This window comes from Rhodanobacter sp. B2A1Ga4 (genome assembly GCF_018101315.1).
Lineage (GTDB): Bacteria > Pseudomonadota > Gammaproteobacteria > Xanthomonadales > Rhodanobacteraceae > Rhodanobacter > Rhodanobacter thiooxydans_A.
Genome location: NZ_JADBJR010000001.1, coordinates 468,678 through 485,835 on the forward strand (window position 1 = coordinate 468,678; position 17,158 = coordinate 485,835).

The window sequence follows — 17,158 nt, forward strand, 5'->3', positions numbered from 1 at the left end:
CAGTGGATCAAGAGCGGTGGGTAGTGCCCTCGTATAAAGCGGCGCTCACGCCGCTACCGCTTTCTTTTCCACTGCCGCCACCGGGCTGCGGATCAGGTGGTCGAACGCGCTCAGCGCGGCGGTGGAACCGGCGCCCATCGCGATCACGATCTGCTTGTACGGCACGGTGGTGGCGTCGCCGGCGGCGAACACGCCGGGCAGCGAGGTCTGGCCGCGTGCGTCGATCACGATCTCGCCGCGCGGGCTGAGTTCCAGCGTGCCCTTCAGCCATTCGGTGTTCGGCAGCAGGCCGATCTGCACGAAGATGCCTTCCAGTGCAAGGCTGTGCATCACGCCGTCGGTGCGGTCCTTGTAGACCAGACCGGTGACCCTCTGCCCGTCGCCCAGCACTTCGGTGCTCTGCGCGCTGACGACGACGTCGACATTGGGCAGGCTGCGCAGCTTGCGCTGCAGCACTTCGTCCGCACGCAGCTTGCCGTCGAACTCGATCAGGGTGACGTGGCTGACGATGCCGGCCAGGTCGATTGCCGCCTCCACGCCGGAGTTGCCGCCGCCGATCACTGCCACACGCTTGCCCTTGAACAGCGGGCCGTCGCAGTGCGGGCAATAGGCCACGCCCTTGTTGCGGTACTCGTCTTCGCCGGGCACGCCCATCTGCCGCCAGCGCGCGCCGGTGGACAGGATCACGGTTTTCGACTTCAGCGTGGCGCCATTGGCCAATCCGATCTCGATCAACCCGCCCGGTTCGCTGGCCGGCAGCAGTTTCTCGGCGCGCTGCAGGTTCATGATGTCGACGTCGTATTCCCTGACGTGCTGTTCCAGCGCCGCGCCCATCTTCGGTCCGTCGGTGGCGGAGACCGAGACGAAGTTCTCGATCGCCATGGTGTCCAGCACCTGGCCGCCGAAACGCTCGGCCGCCACGCCGGTGCGGATGCCCTTGCGTGCGGCGTAGATGGCTGCGGCTGCGCCGGCCGGGCCGCCGCCGACCACGAGCACGTCGAACGCGTCCTTGGCCTTGATCTTCTCGGCCTCGCGCTGCGCGGCACCGGTGTCGAGCTTGGCCAGGATCTGCTCCAGGCTCATGCGGCCCTGGTCGAACACTTCGCCGTTGAGGTAGACGGTGGGCACCGACATCACCTGGCGCGCCTCGACCTCATCCTGGTACAGCGCGCCGTCGATGGCCACGTGCTGGATCTTCGGGTTGAGCACGCTCATCAGGTTCAGCGCCTGCACCACGTCGGGGCAGTTCTGGCAGGACAGCGAGAAATAGGTCTCGAACTTGTAATCGCCGTCGAGATTGCGTACCTGCTCGATGACGTCCGCAGCGGTCCTGGACGGATGTCCGCCGACCTGCAGCAGGGCGAGCACGAGCGAGGTGAATTCATGGCCCAGCGGAATGCCGGCGAAACGCACGCCGATGTCGCTGCCGACGCGGTTGATCGCAAACGAGGGCTTGCGCGCATCGTCGTCGCGACGCACCAGACTGATCCGGTCGGACAGCGAGGCGATCTGCTCGAGCAGCTCGTTCAGTTCGGTGGACTTGGCGCTGTCGTCAAGGGACGCGACGATCTCGATCGGCTGCGTGACCTTTTCCAGATAGGCCTTCAACTGGGTAGAGAGATTGGCATCCAACATGGCAACTCCGTGGGTTTCTTCAGGGTGAGTGCGGCGAGCACCCGGGCGGACCCGGGCGTCGCTTCAAGCCTGTTTCGGAAATCCGGACCCGGAAGAACTCCGGGTCCGTGGCGCTTTCGCGCAGGGTGGATCGGATCGGGATGATCCGATCGGGATGATCAGATCTTGCCGACCAGGTCCAGCGACGGCGCCAGGGTCTTCTCGCCTTCCTTCCACTTGGCCGGGCAGACTTCGCCCGGGTGGCTGGCGACGTACTGCGCGGCCTTGACCTTGCGCAGCAGTTCCTTGGCGTCACGGCCGATGCCGCCGGCAGTGATCTCGACGATCTGGATCTTGCCCGCCGGATCGATCACGAAGGTGCCGCGATCGGCGATGCCGGCATCTTCGATCAGCACTTCGAAATTCTTCGAGATCTGATGGGTCGGATCGCCGACCATGGTGTACTGGATCTTCTTCACCGCGTCGGAGGTGTCGTGCCAGGCCTTGTGGGCGAAGTGGGTGTCGGTGGACACCGAGTAGATCTCCACGCCCAGCTTCTGGAACTCGGCATAGTTGTCGGCCAGGTCCTCGAGTTCGGTCGGGCAGACGAAGGTGAAGTCGGCCGGGTAGAAGAATACCACCGACCATTTGCCCTTCAGGTTGGCGTCGGTGACTTCGATGAAGTTGCCGGCCTTGAGGGCCTGGGCCTTGAACGGTTTCACTTCGGTATTGATCAGGGACATCGTTGCTTGCTTCCCGTGGTGGTTGAAGAATGAAGAGATGTTACGGCCTGCAATTCAATAAATCTAATTGATTGTTGACATGGGTTCGATTGCTTCTGACTATCGCATGGTGATCCAGAGGTGAGGCCGGATGGGACGGCTTCAAGCTCCGGCTCAGCCAATCACCTCACTCGCGGAAGCTTACGGCGCTGCGATCAGGCGGTCGCGCAACTGGTGGTCGACCACCGTGGCGGTGACGATGTCGCTGCCCACGTTTACCGTGGTGCGCATCATGTCGAGGATGCGATCGACGCCGATGACGATGCCGATGCCCTCGGGCGGGATGCCGAACGTGGCCAGCAGGCCGGCGATCATCGGCAGCGAGCCGCCCGGAATGCCGGCCACGGCCACCGCGCTGAGCACCGACAGCAGCATCAGGATGGCCTGGTGGCTCAGGGTGAGCTCGACGCCGAACGCCTGCGCCACGAACAGCACCACGCAGCCCTCGAACAGGGCGGTGCCGCTCATGTTCATGGTGGCGCCCAGCGGTAGCACAAAGCCGGCCGTGCTGGGCGCGAGCTTCAACTCGTCGTGCGCCACCGCCAGCGAGGCGGGCAGGCAGGCGTTGCTGGAGCTGGTCGAGAATGCGGTGATCAGCAGCGGCCGGATCTGTCGGAAATAGGCCAGCGGCGAGCGTCCGGCCAGGAAGCGCAACCACAACGACATGGTGCCGAACAGGTGCAGCGCCAGTGCCACGCTGCAGCCGACCACGAACACCGACAGCGCCAGCAACACGTCCACGCCGACCTTGACGATCACGCTGTAGATCATCGCCGGCACCGCATAGGGGGCCAGTTCCAGCGCGAAGCCGACGATCTTCGTCATCAGGTCGGTGATCGTGTCCAGCGCCATCTGCACCCGCTTGCGCTCCTTCTCGCGCAGCTGGGTGGCCGCCGCGCCGACCAGGATCGCGAACAGGATCAGCGGCAGCACGTCGCCCAGCGCATCGCGGCTGGGGCCGGCCACGGCGCCGAGCAGGTTGCGCGGCATGAACATCTCCACCAGCGTGCCGAAACTCATGCCGGGCTGGGCTGCTTTCCGCTCGATCGACTGCTGCGCGCTGCTGCCGTATTCCTGCATCAGCTGGCTGCGCGCCTGTTCGTCCAGGTGGTGGCCCGGCTGCACCGTGTTCATCATCACCAGGCCGATCGCCACGGCGATGCCCATGTTGAGGAAGAACAACAGGAAGGTACGGCCGGCCAGCGGGCCGAGCCGGTCGAGCCGGCCGAGCTGGGCCACGCCGGAGGCCAGCGAGGTGAATACCAGCGGGATCACCACGAAGAACAACATGCGCAGGAAGATCTGTCCGAACGGGTCGAACACCGCGGCGGAGATCTTCTGCATCAGCGCCAGCGTGGGCGGATGCCACTGGCCGATGCCCAGCGTGGCCACGGCGGCGACCACGCCGATCACGAGGCCCCAGAGGATGCGTTTTGCGAGAGGAGTCGATGTGCTCATCCGGTTGAATGTACGGGGCCATGGCGGATTCGTCACGCAGGAATTTTCGCTGCCCGCGGCCCCGGCCACGCCGACGCCCTGGCGGCACGCAGGTGTGGCGGAAAGTCCAATCCCGGTTGCGGACGGGCATGGGCTAAAATGGCCGCTTTGACGGAGGCCACATGACGCAGCCAGCATCCCCGGGCGCACGTTTTCGCGCCGCACTCGCCGCCGAGCAGCCCCTGCAGGTCATGGGCGCGATCACTGCCTACGCCGGCCTGATGGCCAAACGCGTCGGCTACAAGGCGCTGTACCTGTCCGGCGGCGGCGTGGCTGCCAATTCGCTGGGCATGCCGGACCTGGGCATCAGCACGATGGAAGATGTGCTCACCGACGCGCGCCGCATCGTCGACGCCACCGGTCTGCCGCTGCTGGTGGACATCGACACCGGCTGGGGCGGGGCCTTCAACATCGCGCGCACGATCCGCTCGTTCGAGCGCATCGGCGTGGCGGCGGTGCACATGGAAGACCAGGTGGGGCAGAAGCGTTGCGGCCACCGCCCCGGCAAGGAAGTGGTGTCGAAGGACGAGATGGTCGACCGGGTGAAGGCGGCGGTCGACGCGCGCACTGACCCCGGCTTCGTGCTCATGGCGCGCACCGATGCGGCGGCCGTCGAAGGCATCGATGCGGCGATCGAGCGCGCCTGCGCCTATGTCGAAGCCGGCGCCGACATGATCTTCCCCGAGGCGATGAAGACGCTGGACGACTACCGCAAGTTCAAGGCCGCGGTGAAAGTACCGATCCTGGCCAACCTCACCGAGTTCGGTTCCACCCCGTTCTTCACCACCGACGAATTGCGCGACGCCGGCGTGGACATCGCGCTGTACTGCTGCGGCGCCTACCGCGCGATGAACAAGGCGGCGCTGAATTTCTACGAGACCGTGCGCCGCGAAGGCACGCAGAAGAACATCATCGACACTTTGCAGACGCGCGAGGAGCTGTACGACTTCCTCGGCTACCACGCCTACGAGGACAAGCTCGACACGCTGTTCTCGAAGCAAAGCTGACCCTTGCCGTAGGGAGGCCCGTGGCGGGCCTCCGCCGAAAAGCACCAACCTGCACCCTGGAGATTTCCGATGAGCGAGCAAGTCCTTCCCAAGGCCAAGAAATCCGTCGCCTTGTCCGGCGTGGCCGCGGGCAACACCGCGCTGTGCACGGTCGGCCGCAGCGGCAACGACCTGCATTACCGCGGTTACGACATCCACGATCTGGCCGCCAAGGGCTGCTTCGAGGAAGTGGCCTACCTGCTGGTGCATGGCGTGCTGCCGAACTGGACCGAACTGAACAACTACCGTGCGCGGCTGAAGCGTCTGCGCGGCCTGCCGGCGCCGGTCAAGGCGGCGATGGAACTGCTGCCGGCCGCCACTCATCCGATGGACGTGCTGCGTACCGGCTGCTCGGTGCTGGGCACCGTCTTGCCGGAGAAGGACGACCACAACGTCACCGGTGCGCGCGACATCGCCGACCGCCTGATGGCGAGCTTCGGCTCCATGCTGCTGTACTGGTACCACTTCAGCCACAACGGCAAGCGCATCGAAACCGAGACCGACGACGACTCGATCGCCGCCCACTTCCTGCACCTGCTGCATGGCAGGAAGCCCAGCGACCTGCACGCGCAGGCGCTGGACAAGTCGCTGGTGCTGTACGCCGAGCACGAGTTCAACGCCTCGACCTTCGCTGCCCGCGTCATCGCCGGCACCGGTTCGGACCTGTACTCGGCGATCACCGGCGCGATCGGCGCGCTGCGCGGCCCGAAGCACGGCGGCGCGAACGAGGTGGCGATGGAGATCATCGCGCGCTACCGCAGCGCGAACGATGCGGAAGCCGACATCCGTGCCCGCGTCGAGCGCAAGGAGATCATCATCGGCTTCGGCCACCCGGTCTACACGGTGTCCGATCCGCGCAACGAGATCATCAAGGAAGTCTCGCGCAAGCTGTGCACCGACGGCGGCAACCCGACCCTGTTCGACGTTTCCGAGCGGATCGAGAAGGTGATGGGCGAGGTCAAGAAGATGTTCCCGAACCTCGACTGGTTCTCGGCCAGCGCGTACCACATGATGGGCGTGCCCACCGCGATGTTCACGCCGCTGTTCGTGATCGCGCGCACCTCCGGCTGGAGCGCCCACGTGATCGAACAGCGCCAGGACGGCAAGATCATCCGCCCCAGCGCGAACTACACCGGCCCGGAAGACCAGGCCTACGTGCCGATCGACAAGCGCTGAGCGTATGTTCCAGGCCGAACGAAAGGAGCCGAAAGGCTCCTTTCTTTTGTTGCACCGGCGTCGAGCCGGTTGCCTGTGTGCCCGCCGTGCAGGCTTCAGCCGGTGGACGACTTCAGCCGCAGCCGTCGCCGCTGCAGCAACCAGCCGCCGCCGCAGATGGCGATCACGGCCAGTGCGTCCAGGGCGTACCTCGCCCAGGCGTGCGCGTCGAACCAGCCGCTGAGCAACTGGTCATGGGCGATCATGCGCCCGGCAGTGATCGCGATCGCGGCGGCGCCGATGTACATGATGAAAGGGAAACGGTCGATCAGCTTCAGGATCAGGGTGGAGCCCCAGACCACCAGCGGCACGCTGATCAGCAGGCCCAGGATGACCAGCAGCAGATGTCCCTTCGAGGCGCCGGCGATCGCCAGCACGTTGTCCAGGCCCATCAGTGCGTCGGCGGCGATGATCGTGCGCAGCGCGCTCCAGAACGTGTTGCCGGCCTTGATGTTGGGGCCCTCGTCGTCGCCGTGGTTAAGCAGCTTCCAGGCAATCGGCAGCAGCAGCACGCCACCGGCCAGCATCAATCCCGGCAGTTTCAGCAGGTAGACGACGACGGCGGTAAGTGCGAAACGGACCGCGACGGCACCGAACGTGCCCCAGAACACGGCCTTCTTCTGCAAGTCCTTGGGCAGGCGGCTGGCGGCCATGGCGATGACGATGGCGTTGTCGCCAGCCAGCACGAGGTCGAGCAGGATGATGGCCAGCAGGCCGGAGAAGAAGTCGTGGGCGGCAAAATCCATGGATGTTTCCATGCGCGTTGGACGATGCAGTGGGCACGGACACGCGCGGCCCGTAGCCACCGCAAAAGTCTCGTTCGCAGGACGACTGCCGGGTGACCGGAGCGATGCTTCGCTCGTGTTGACGATCACCACACCGTGACAAACGAACCGTCACGGGAACTACTCCCTTCTGGGTGTGCGGGGATTGTCGAGGTGCGGCATGGTCGCGGTCAAGCGACGCACGGAACATCCTCGCCTCCGTAGTCGGCTAAAATGACGGTTTTCCCTGCCGCGAGATTCCATCATGAGTGCGCACGACATCCGCTCCGCCGTCCGCCCCGATCCCGACCAGCCGCTGGTCGACATCGCCGATTACGTGGTCGACTACCAGATCGACTCGAAGGAGGCCTACGACACCGCGCGCTACATGCTGCTGGACTCGCTGGGCACCGCGATGCTGGCGATGAAGTTCCCCGAGTGCGTGAAGCACCTCGGCCCGCTGGTGCCGGGCGCCACGCTGCCGGGCGGTGCGCGCGTGCCGGGTACCAGCCACGAGCTGGACCCGGTGCAGGCCGCGTTCGCCATCGGCACGCAGATCCGCTGGCTCGACTTCAACGACACCTGGCTGGCGGCCGAGTGGGGCCACCCGTCGGACAACCTCGGCAGCATCCTGGCGGTGGGCGACTACCTCAGCCGCAAGGCGGAACGCGAGGGCGGCCAGCCACTGACCGTGCGCGACGTGCTCGGCTACGCCATCAAGGCGCACGAGATCCAGGGCTGCTACGCGCTGCTGAACAGCTTCAACCGGGTCGGCCAGGATCACGTGATCCTGGTGCGGCTGGCCTCCACCGCGGTGGCCACCGCGATGCTCGGCGGCGACAAGGAGCAGATCACCACCGCGGTGTCGCACAGCTGGATCGACAACGGCGCCCTGCGCACCTACCGCCACGCGCCGAACACCGGCCCGCGCAAGAGCTGGGCCGCCGGCGATGCCTGCCGCCGCGCAGTGACCCATGCCATCAATGCGGTGTACCGCGGCGTGGTCGGTTATCCCTCGGCACTGTCGGCGAAGACCTGGGGCTTCTACGACGTGGCGTTCAAGGGCAAGCCGTTCGAATTCGAGCGTCCGTTCGGCAGCTACGTGATGGAGAACGTGCTGTTCAAGATCAGCTACCCGGCCGAGTTCCACGCGCAGACCGCGGTGGAGTGCGCGATGAAGCTGCACGGAGAAGTGGCGGGCAGGCTCGACCAGGTCGAGAAGATCGTCATCGAGACGCAGGAAGCCGGCTGCCGCATCATCGACAAGACCGGCCCTCTGGCGAATTACGCCGACCGCGACCACTGCATCCAGTACATGGTGGCGGTGCCGCTGATCTTCGGCCGGCTGGTGGCCAGCGACTACAACGACGAAGTGGCTGCCGATCCCCGCATCGATGCACTGCGCGACAAGATGACGGTTATCGAGAATCCGCAATTCACGCGTGACTACTTCGACCCCACCAGGCGCTATATCGGCAATTCGGTGCAGGTGTTCTTCAAGGACGGCAGCAGCACGGAAAAAGTCTCGATCGATTATCCGATCGGCCATCGCAAGCGTCGCGCCGAAGGCATTCCGGTATTGCTGCGGAAGTTCGAGGCAGCCATGCGTGGCCATTTGCCGGCACATCAGGTCAAGGCGATCATGGCGGCTGCGGAGAATCCGGCACGGCTGGATGCGATGCCGCTGCATCACTTCCTGGGGCTCTTCACATTGTAAAGACGACGTGAGTGGAAGATTAAGGCAAGGGCGGAGTCCACTTGGAGGTTACGCCCCTGCCAGTCGCTTGCCATTCAACCGAGGAGCAGGCGTGAAGGCAGCTACACTGGGTCGGCACGGATTTCACAGGATTCAAGCGTGTGCAAACCCGTGTGAACTTTCCTGAACGAAGCCTCACCAGCAAATGACTTCATTAGTAGTTGCAGCATCCCCTGCTTAACGATTTTGCTACAATCCCCGCCGCTTGTCGCATAAACGCCAAGCAGGGGCTATCAAAAGCTCTGAGTGACGTAGTTCAGTTCTGACACGCGACTTCCGGTTGGGGTTGAACGGACGCGAAACCTAATAAATGAGGAGACACCTGATGAAACGTAAGGGCTTGTATTTTCTGATTGCGCTGGCCCTGGGCGGCGTAGGTGCCGTTCATGCGCAGGACACGGCTGCTCCCGCCACCACCGAGTCGGCTGCCTCATCCTATGACGGTCGCTGGTATATCGCGCCGACCGTGGGTGGTTATTACAACGACACCGATCGCAATACCAACAGCCGCCAGTTCTATTACGGCCTGGGCGTGGGTCGTTTCATTTCGTCGAACGCATCGATCGACCTGTTCGTGGATCGTACCAAGCGCAAAGTTGACGCAGGTGGCAAGTGGTCCAATAACACTGTCGGTGCCGCGGTGCGTTTCTATGCAGGTGACTGGAACGCCTGGCGTCCGTATCTGCTGGCCGGCGTGATGGGCAGCAACCACCAGTCGCACGGCGACCACGGCTGGTCGCCGGCGGCCGAGCTGGGCGGCGGCCTGTCCAAGACGGTCACCGACAGCTCCGATGTGCGCATCGAAGCCGGCTACCGTTACGACTGGGACAACAAGACCCAGCCGGCGCAGGACGGTTATGGCGACTGGTTCCTGGGCTTCAGCATCGTGTCGCGCTTCGGCGCTCCGGCTGCCGCTCCGGCTCCGGTTGCGGCTACCCCGCCTCCGGCTGATTGCTCGACGAAGGACAGCGATGGCGATGGCGTCAACGACTGCGAAGACAAGTGCCCGGGCACGGCTGCCGGCACGATCGTCGGTCCGGACGGCTGCCCGCAGAAGGTCGTGATCGACCTGCGCGGCGTGAACTTCAAGTACGACCGCCCGAAGAAGGGCGAGACCGACATCTCGAAGTCGCTGGCCGAGCCGAGCGCCGATTCGATCGCCGTGCTGAACCAGGCCATCGATACCCTGCAGCGTTACCCGCAGGTGAAGGTGACGGTTGCCGGTTACACCGACTCGAAGGGCACCGACGCGTACAACCAGTCGCTGTCCGAGCGTCGCGCCTCGATCGTCTACAACTACCTGACCAGCCATGGCATCAGTGCCAGCCGTCTGGAAGGCCCGATCGGCCACGGCGAGAGCAACCCGATCGGTGACAACGCCACCGACGCCGGTCGCGCGCAGAACCGTCGCACGGAGCTGCAGGTTCAGCAGTAATCGCACCGCAGCAACACGGCAATGAAAAAAACCCGGCTTCGGCCGGGTTTTTTTTCGCCCATCAGCCACTGATGCCCGTGGCGTGTCCTTGTCGTGCTGCGGTCATGGCCGATACGCTAGCGTGATGTCTCGCCCGCCTGGTTCTCGTCCCCCGCGCCCCGTCGTATCCGCGCAGTCACCGCGGCACGGGTTGGCCCGGGTGTTGTCCAAGCTGGGCGCCTGCTCGCGCAGCCAGGCCGAGCAGTGGGTTCGTGCCGGCCGCGTCAGCCTGGACGGGCGCGTGGTGCGCGATCCGTATCACCCGACCTTGATCGACCGGCAGCAGGTCGCCGTCGATGGCCGGCCGGTGAAGCCGGCCGAAGGTGTCTATGTGGTCTTCAATAAACCACGCGGGCTCGTGGTCAGCGCCGCCGACGAGCATGGTCGCGCCACCGTCTACGACGCGCTGGCGGCCGCCGGCCTGCCGTGGCTGGGGCCGGTCGGGCGGCTGGACAAAGCAAGCGAAGGCCTGTTGCTGCTCAGCAACGACACTGTCTGGGCAGCCGGCATCACCGACCCGGCCACGCATCTGGAGAAGACCTATCACGTGCAGGTAGCCGGTCAGCCGGATGCCGCAGTGCTGGCCGCGATGCTGACGGGTATCCATGATGCTGGCGACCTGCTGAAGGCGCGTCGCGCCATGCTGCTGCGTGCGGGCGAGAAAAATGCCTGGCTTGAGGTGGTACTGGACGAGGGGCGCAACCGGCATATCCGCCGGTTGCTGGCGGCCCTGGGTTTCGACGTGCTGCGGCTGATCCGGGTGGCAATCGGACCGCTTGCACTGGGCGAACTGGCGAAAGGGCAGTGGCGACAGTTGAGTGCGTATGAAGTGGAAGCGCTCGACACCCGCAAAGGCTGAGTGCCTTCAGTCGCCGATCACGCCCAGCTTCCGGCCCACCTTGGTGAATGCGGCAATGGCCCGGTCGAGATGCTCACGGGTATGCGCCGCGCTCATCTGCGTGCGGATGCGCGCCTGGCCCTGTGGCACCACGGGATAGAAGAAGCCGGTGACGTAGATACCTTCCTCCAGCAGGGCGGAAGCCATCGCCTGCGCCTTCGGCGCGTCGTAGATCATCACCGGCACGATCGGGTGCACGCCCGGCTTGATGTCGAAGCCGGCGGCGGTCATCCGCTCGCGGAAGTAGCGCGTGTTTTCCTTGAGCTTGTCGCGCAGGTCGCCGGCGCTGGCCAGCATGTCGAATACCTTGATCGCGGCGGCGACCACGTGCGGCGGCAGCGAGTTGGAGAACAGGTAGGGGCGCGAACGCTGACGCAACAGCTCGATCACTTCCTTGCGGCCGGTGGTGAACCCGCCGAGCGCACCGCCGAGCGCCTTGCCCAGCGTGCCGGTGAAGATGTCGATCTTGTCCATCACGCCGTTGACTTCGGCCGAGCCGCGGCCGCTGTCGCCGAGGAAGCCGGTGCAGTGGCACTCATCGATGTGCACCATCGCGTCGTATTTCGCCGCCAGTGCGGTGATCTGGTCGAGTTTGGCGATGAAGCCGTCCATCGAGAACGCACCGTCGCTGCTGATCAGCTTGGTGCGTGCGCCGGCCGCATCGGCTGCCTGCAGCTGTTTCTCCAGGTCGGCCATGTCGCTGTTGGCGTAGCGGAAGCGCTTGGCCTTGCACAGGCGGATGCCGTCGATGATCGAGGCGTGGTTCAACGCGTCGGAGATCACCGCGTCTTCCTCGCCCAGCAGCGGTTCGAACAGACCGCCGTTGGCGTCGAAGCAGGCAGCGTAGAGGATGGTGTCCTCGGTGCCGAAGAACGCGGCAATCTTCGCTTCCAGCTGCTTGTGCAGGTCCTGCGTGCCGCAGATGAAGCGCACGCTGGCCATGCCGAAGCCGTGCGTATCCAGCGCATCCTTGGCGGCCTGGATCACCGCGGGATGGTCGGCCAGGCCCAGATAGTTGTTGGCGCAGAAGTTCAGCACCCTGCGGCCGCCTTCCAGCTCGATCTCGGCCGACTGCGGCGAGGTGATGATGCGCTCGGCCTTGAACAGGCCCTGCTCGCGGATGGCGTCGAGTTCGCTGGCGTAGCGTGCCTTGGCTGAGTAGCTCATGGGGAATTCCGGCCTGTGGACAAAGCTCTATTTTGACCGCTTGGCGCGATGCTGGGAAGGAAGCTCGGGCATCGCATTCGCGGCGCTACTGCTTCAGGTCGAAATCCACGCGCGTGGTCTTGCCCTTGTCGTCGATGCCCTGGGCGTCGAGCTTCGGCTCCTGCAGCGCGACGCGTGCAGCGTCCAGCTTGCCCTTCAGCCACGCCTGCACCGCTGCGGCGCGGCGCTCGGCCAGCGCGCGCATGGCCTTGGCGTCGACCGCCACGCCGGTCTCCATCAGGCTGCGCATCTCGTCGGGTTCGAGCGATTTCTTCAGGCCGAGGAAGTTGCGTGGCTTGTCCTGGAGGTCATCGTGGCGGTAGGCACGCTTGAGGTATTTTTCGTATTCATCCGGGGTGACGTTGACCGCGGCCAGTGCCGCATCCGAGGTGTCGGCGGCCTTGCCTTCGGTGTCCAGCACCTTCTCGCGGCGCACCAGGTTCTCCACCGTGACCTTGCGCAGGCCATCCTGGTCCTTGCCCGGGTCGACCCGGCCGATGATGCCGAGCTTCAGCGATGGCTTCTGCTGCAGCAGGGTCACGATCTTGCCCAGGCGTTCCTGCGCCTTGGCGTCGAGCACTACCGAGCCCGGCGCGAACTCGATGTAGCCCAGATCCTCGTGGCTGCCGCCGAAGGCGCCGGCCAGCAGGCGGAACGGCGCGGTGGCGGCCTTGGCGATCAGGTTGCCGATGGCGCGCCAGATCAGGCCGCCCATGCTGAACTGCGGATCGTCCAGCGAGCCGGACACCGGCACGTTCACGTCGATGTTGCCCTGGGTGTCCTTGAGCAGCGCCACCGCCAGCTTCACCGGCAGGTGCCTGATGCCGGGACTCTCGTTGCGTGCGCCGAAAGTGAGCTGGGTGATGAAGATGTGGTTGTCCGCGTTGAGCTTGCGCTGGTCCAGCATGTAGTGGACGTCCACGTTGAGCTTGCCGGCGGTGATCGGGTAGCCGGTGTACTTGGTGGAGTAGGCGGCGAGGCGGGTGAGCTCCACCTCGCTGGCCTTGCCCTTGATGTCCAGGAACGCCACCGGCTGCAGCGGGTTGATGCTGCCGTCGATGTCCACCGGCGAATCGTCGTCCAGTGCCGCCTGCACTGACAGCGCGGCCGGTGGATCGCCCGGGGTGGTGCCGAACGCGCCGATCCTGCCGGTGAGTTTGGTGAGGTTGGCGGTGTAGTTGGGCTTGATGAAGTTGTCGGTGTAGTTGAGCTGGCCGTTGACCAGGGTGATGCCGCCGATATGGATGTCGGCCGGGGGCGCCGCCGGTGTCGCGGCTGCCGCGACCGACGTGCTGGTGGTCGCCGCCGGTGCGGGCGTTGCCGGCTTCGGTGGCGGCGTGGCCAGCGTGCCGGCCGCGCGGGTCACCGACACCGGTGCGGCTTCCGGCGAAGCGACCACGTCGGACAGGTTCAGCTTGCCGTCCGCGTTGATGATCATGCGGGCGTAGAACGAGGTCAGCGTCAGCGCGCCGATGCGTACACGCGGCGTGCCCGGACCGACATCGGCATCGAGGTTCGAGGCGCTGAGCGTGCGCCAGCGCAGGAAATCGTCGCCGCTGAGCTTGTCCTGCACGCGCACGCGCTCGAGTGCGACGTTGCCCCGGTAGCGCAGTTTCGGCACGCTGCCGCGGCCATCGTAGTGCAGCTTGCCGTTGCTGGTGAGCCTGGCGCCGGCCACGGTGACGTTCAGCGGCACGCTGATGTACGGCTCGAAGCGGGCGATGTCCAGCTGCTTCGTTTCCAGTTGCAGGTCGGCGCCCAGCGGTGAGGGCCGCAGTCTGCCGGAGGCAGCGAACGTACCCCGGTCGATGGCACCAGCCAGCTTGAACGGACGCGCCGCGTCCAGTTTGTCGTCCAGGTTGTCGATGCTGCCCTTGAGCGATTTCAGCTGGAGGCTGACGGGCCTGGCGCCGGCGGCCAGGTCGGTGAAGTCGAGTGTACCGTCATCGAGGCCGAGGTGGGCGATGCTCCAGCGCCAGGGTGGGCTGTGGTCCGCTGCGGCCTTGCGCTGATTGCCTGGTGGTGCCAGCAGTTCCAGCAGGCTGAGGGTGCCGTTGCGCTGGCGCTGCAGGTGCAGGTTGAGCTTGCTGGCGGTGACCGTGCCCAGCTGCGCCTGGCGGCTGGCCAGGTCGATCAGGCGGATCTCCGCCTGCAGCTTGCCCCAGGCCAGCGGGGTGCCGTGTTCCCTGGACGGCGCTGCGAGTGCGAAGTTGCTCACCGAGGCATGCGCGTCGGCGAGGTGCACGTTGACGGCCTTGCCCCAGTCGAGCTGCAGCTGGCCGTCGGCATCGAGCTTGCCCTGGGTCACTCGCGCGGCCATCGGCGCCGCCGCCTGCAGCGGGGCCACATCCACCTGGCGGAGGCCGAGATGGGTCGACAGCCGGCTGGCAGCCAGGTCCAGCGTGCCCTTGACCGACAACATGCCGCCGCCCAGCTGGGCGGTCAGGTCCATTCGCCCGACGGGCGCCGGCTGCAGGCTAAGGCCTTGCAGCGCGCCATGCAGACCGGTGAGGTCCAGCCTGTGCTGGCTGGCGTCGGTGTAGTGGATGGCGCTGCCGGTCAGTGCCAGCGAGGCGATGCGCAGGTCGGTCGGTGTCGTCGTGGTGGCGGGCGCAGCCGGTGCGGGGCCGGCTGTCAGGCTGTCGAAATTGCTGTGGCCACCTGCGCCCTGGGTGTAGTGGAGCTGCGCCTGGTCCAGTTGCAGCGCGCCCAGCCGGTAGCGCGAGAGCAGCGGTTGCACGTCGGCCAGCTCGGCGCTGCCGTGGCTGATTTCGAGGATGGGCTCGCCGTGGTTGCTGGCAAGCGCGAAGTTGTCCAGTTGCAGGTGGCCGGTCAGCTGCAATTGCGGCGTGGGTCGGGTCTGCACGAAGTGCAGGTCCAGGTTCCCGCCGAGCCGCCCCTTGGTGATGGCCAGCGGCAACGGTGTGGGGGCGTAGGCCAGGTAGCGCGGCAGGTCCAGCTGCTCGAACTGGAAATGCACGACCGCCTCGCGGGTATCGGTGAACGGCCTGGTCTGGCCGTCGATGCGCAGCGGGCTGCCGTCCACCTTCATGGCCAGCAGCGGCTGCACGAACACGTCGGTGTCGCTGGGCAGGTTGGCGATGAACGGGATGCCCAGTTCCAGTTGCTCGACGTGGTGGCTGGCCTTGCCCAGCTGGTCGTCGAACTGGATGTCGCCGGCGTGCACGGCGATGTTGGACAGCGAGAAACGCGCCGGCGGCGCCTTCGGGTCCGCGGGCTTCGAATCGTAGCGTTCCAGCAGGTCGCTGAAGTTGAAACGCCCGTCCGCGCTGCGCACGATGCGGATCTGCGGGTGCTGCAGGCGCAGTTCGTCCAGTACCGGCGCCCGGCGCAGCAGCGAGGTCCACGAAGCGTTAATCACCGCCTGGTCGATGTCCACGAACGGCGAGCGCCCGTCGCGGTCGGCGATGTGCAGGCGGTCCAGCTGCAGGCGCAGGGTGTAGGGATTGAAGTGCGCCGCGCCCAGCGTCACCGGCCGCGACAGGGCGGCGCTGGCGCGCTTCTCGATCTGGCTGCGGATGATCGGTGGTGCAGCGAAGAAGCCGAGCAGGCCGAACACCACCAGCACGATGGCGATGGTCAGCGCGGACTTGCGCGCGCGGTGTGAGTGATACAGCTGCCGGGCCTTGTCGCGGGCCGCCGCCAGGTGGGCGGCTGCCGTGGGATGAAGGGCATTCATGCGGACTTTCCGGTGGCGTCATGGGCCGGCGGCACCCGCCGGGCACTTCCTGCAGCCGGCAGCAACCGGCCGCAGGAAGTTTACGCAGATGCCGTGAAACCGGCGATGACAGACGGCGACTGTCGTCCTCCCTCGTTCAGCTCCAGGAGCAGACCACCTTGCCGCACTTGCCGGCGTCCATCAGGTCGAAGCCCTTCTGGAAGTCGTCGATGTGGATCTGGTGGGTGAGCACCTTCTGCAGCGGGAAGCCTGTCAGCACCATCTGGGTCATCTTGTACCAGGTCTCGTACATGCGCCGGCCGTAGATGCCCTGCAGAGTGAGGCCCTTGAAGATCACCTTGTCCCAGTCGATGCCGGCGCCCTTGGGCTGGATGCCGAGCAGGGCGATCTTGCCGCCGTGGTACATGCAGTCGAGCATGTCGTTGAACGCGCGCGGGTTGCCGCTCATCTCCAGGCCCACGTCGAAGCCTTCCATGTGCAGGTCCTTCATCACGTCCTTGAGCGACTGGTTGGCCACGTTGACCACCCGGGTGGCGCCCATGTCGGCGGCCAGCTTCAGGCGATAGTCGTTGACGTCGGTGACCACCACGTTGCGCGCGCCCACGTGCTTGGCGATGCCGGCGGCGATGATGCCGATGGGGCCGGCGCCGGTGATCAGCACGTCCTCGCCGATCATGTCGAATTCCAGAGCGCAGTGCGCGGCGTTGCCGTACGGGTCGAAGAACGCGGCCAGCTCGGACGGGATCTGGTCCGGGATCGGCCACAGGTTCGAAGCGGGCATGGCCATGTACTCGGCGAACGCGCCGTTGCGGTTCACGCCGATGCCGATCGTGTTCGGGCACAGGTGCTGGCGGCCCGCGCGGCAGTTGCGGCAGTGTCCGCAGACGATGTGGCCCTCGGCCGAGACGCGGTCGCCGACCTTGTAGCCGGTGACGCCGGGGCCGATCTCCACGATGCGCCCGACGAACTCGTGGCCGATGGTCAGGCCCGGCTTGATCGTGCGCTGGCTCCACTCGTCCCACTTGTAGATGTGCAGGTCGGTGCCGCAGATCGCGGTCTTCTCGATCTTGATCAGCACCTCGTTCGGGCCGACCTGCGGCAGCGGCACTTCTTCCATCCAGATGCCCTGTTCGGGCTTGCGCTTGACCAGGGCTTTCATCGTCTGCGGCATGGGGAATCCATCGGTTGGCCCGCGGAGCGGGCGGG

At 65.8% G+C, this 17,158-nt stretch carries 12 protein-coding genes; 5 read left to right on the forward strand and 7 right to left on the reverse strand.

The features are described from left to right. Window positions 1–45: 45 nt before the first annotated feature. The 3 genes from ahpF to IMW82_RS02165 form a co-directional block, all read right to left on the reverse strand. Window positions 46–1,635: an alkyl hydroperoxide reductase subunit F gene (gene ahpF / locus IMW82_RS02155; protein ID WP_108472346.1), complete on the reverse strand. Its 1,590-nt coding sequence runs from the start codon at window positions 1,633–1,635 to the stop codon at window positions 46–48. A 158-nt stretch (window positions 1,636–1,793) separates the two neighbouring features. Further along, window positions 1,794–2,357, reverse strand: coding sequence for an alkyl hydroperoxide reductase subunit C (gene ahpC / locus IMW82_RS02160; protein ID WP_108472345.1), 564 nt, complete (start codon window positions 2,355–2,357; stop codon window positions 1,794–1,796). A gap of 180 nt (window positions 2,358–2,537) precedes the next feature. Next, window positions 2,538–3,854: a dicarboxylate/amino acid:cation symporter gene (locus IMW82_RS02165; RefSeq protein ID WP_108472344.1), complete on the reverse strand. Its 1,317-nt coding sequence runs from the start codon at window positions 3,852–3,854 to the stop codon at window positions 2,538–2,540. 161 nt (window positions 3,855–4,015) lie between these two features. Between IMW82_RS02165 and prpB the strand changes: the two genes are divergently transcribed. Beyond that, window positions 4,016–4,900, forward strand: coding sequence for a methylisocitrate lyase (gene prpB / locus IMW82_RS02170; protein WP_108472343.1), 885 nt, complete (start codon window positions 4,016–4,018; stop codon window positions 4,898–4,900). 69 nt (window positions 4,901–4,969) lie between these two features. Then, complete coding sequence (gene prpC, locus IMW82_RS02175; RefSeq protein ID WP_108472342.1) at window positions 4,970–6,115, forward strand: 2-methylcitrate synthase; 1,146 nt, start codon at window positions 4,970–4,972, stop codon at window positions 6,113–6,115. A gap of 95 nt (window positions 6,116–6,210) precedes the next feature. Here prpC and IMW82_RS02180 read toward each other — a convergent pair whose 3' ends face one another. Next, window positions 6,211–6,900, reverse strand: coding sequence for a TerC family protein (locus IMW82_RS02180; protein ID WP_108472341.1), 690 nt, complete (start codon window positions 6,898–6,900; stop codon window positions 6,211–6,213). A gap of 283 nt (window positions 6,901–7,183) precedes the next feature. Here IMW82_RS02180 and IMW82_RS02185 point away from each other — a divergent pair, with 283 nt between their 5' ends. From IMW82_RS02185 to IMW82_RS02195, 3 genes are all read left to right on the forward strand, one after another. Beyond that, entirely contained in the window at window positions 7,184–8,635 is a 1,452-nt protein-coding gene (locus IMW82_RS02185) for a bifunctional 2-methylcitrate dehydratase/aconitate hydratase (protein WP_108472340.1), read from the forward strand. A gap of 364 nt (window positions 8,636–8,999) precedes the next feature. Beyond that, complete coding sequence (locus tag IMW82_RS02190; protein WP_108472339.1) at window positions 9,000–10,109, forward strand: OmpA family protein; 1,110 nt, start codon at window positions 9,000–9,002, stop codon at window positions 10,107–10,109. Between the two features lie 190 nt (window positions 10,110–10,299). Continuing rightward, window positions 10,300–11,007 carry a pseudouridine synthase gene (locus IMW82_RS02195; protein ID WP_199909856.1) on the forward strand — a complete coding sequence of 236 codons (708 nt, stop codon included), beginning with the start codon at window positions 10,300–10,302 and terminating at the stop codon, window positions 11,005–11,007. Window positions 11,008–11,013: 6 nt separating this feature from the next. Here IMW82_RS02195 and kbl read toward each other — a convergent pair whose 3' ends face one another. From kbl to tdh, 3 genes are all read right to left on the reverse strand, one after another. Next, entirely contained in the window at window positions 11,014–12,213 is a 1,200-nt protein-coding gene (kbl, locus tag IMW82_RS02200) for a glycine C-acetyltransferase (protein ID WP_108472337.1), read from the reverse strand. Between the two features lie 85 nt (window positions 12,214–12,298). Further along, window positions 12,299–15,952 carry a DUF748 domain-containing protein gene (locus tag IMW82_RS02205; RefSeq protein WP_108472336.1) on the reverse strand — a complete coding sequence of 1,218 codons (3,654 nt, stop codon included), beginning with the start codon at window positions 15,950–15,952 and terminating at the stop codon, window positions 12,299–12,301. Window positions 15,953–16,088: 136 nt separating this feature from the next. Further along, window positions 16,089–17,123, reverse strand: coding sequence for an L-threonine 3-dehydrogenase (gene tdh, locus IMW82_RS02210; RefSeq protein ID WP_199909855.1), 1,035 nt, complete (start codon window positions 17,121–17,123; stop codon window positions 16,089–16,091). Between the last annotated feature and the right edge of the window lie 35 nt (window positions 17,124–17,158).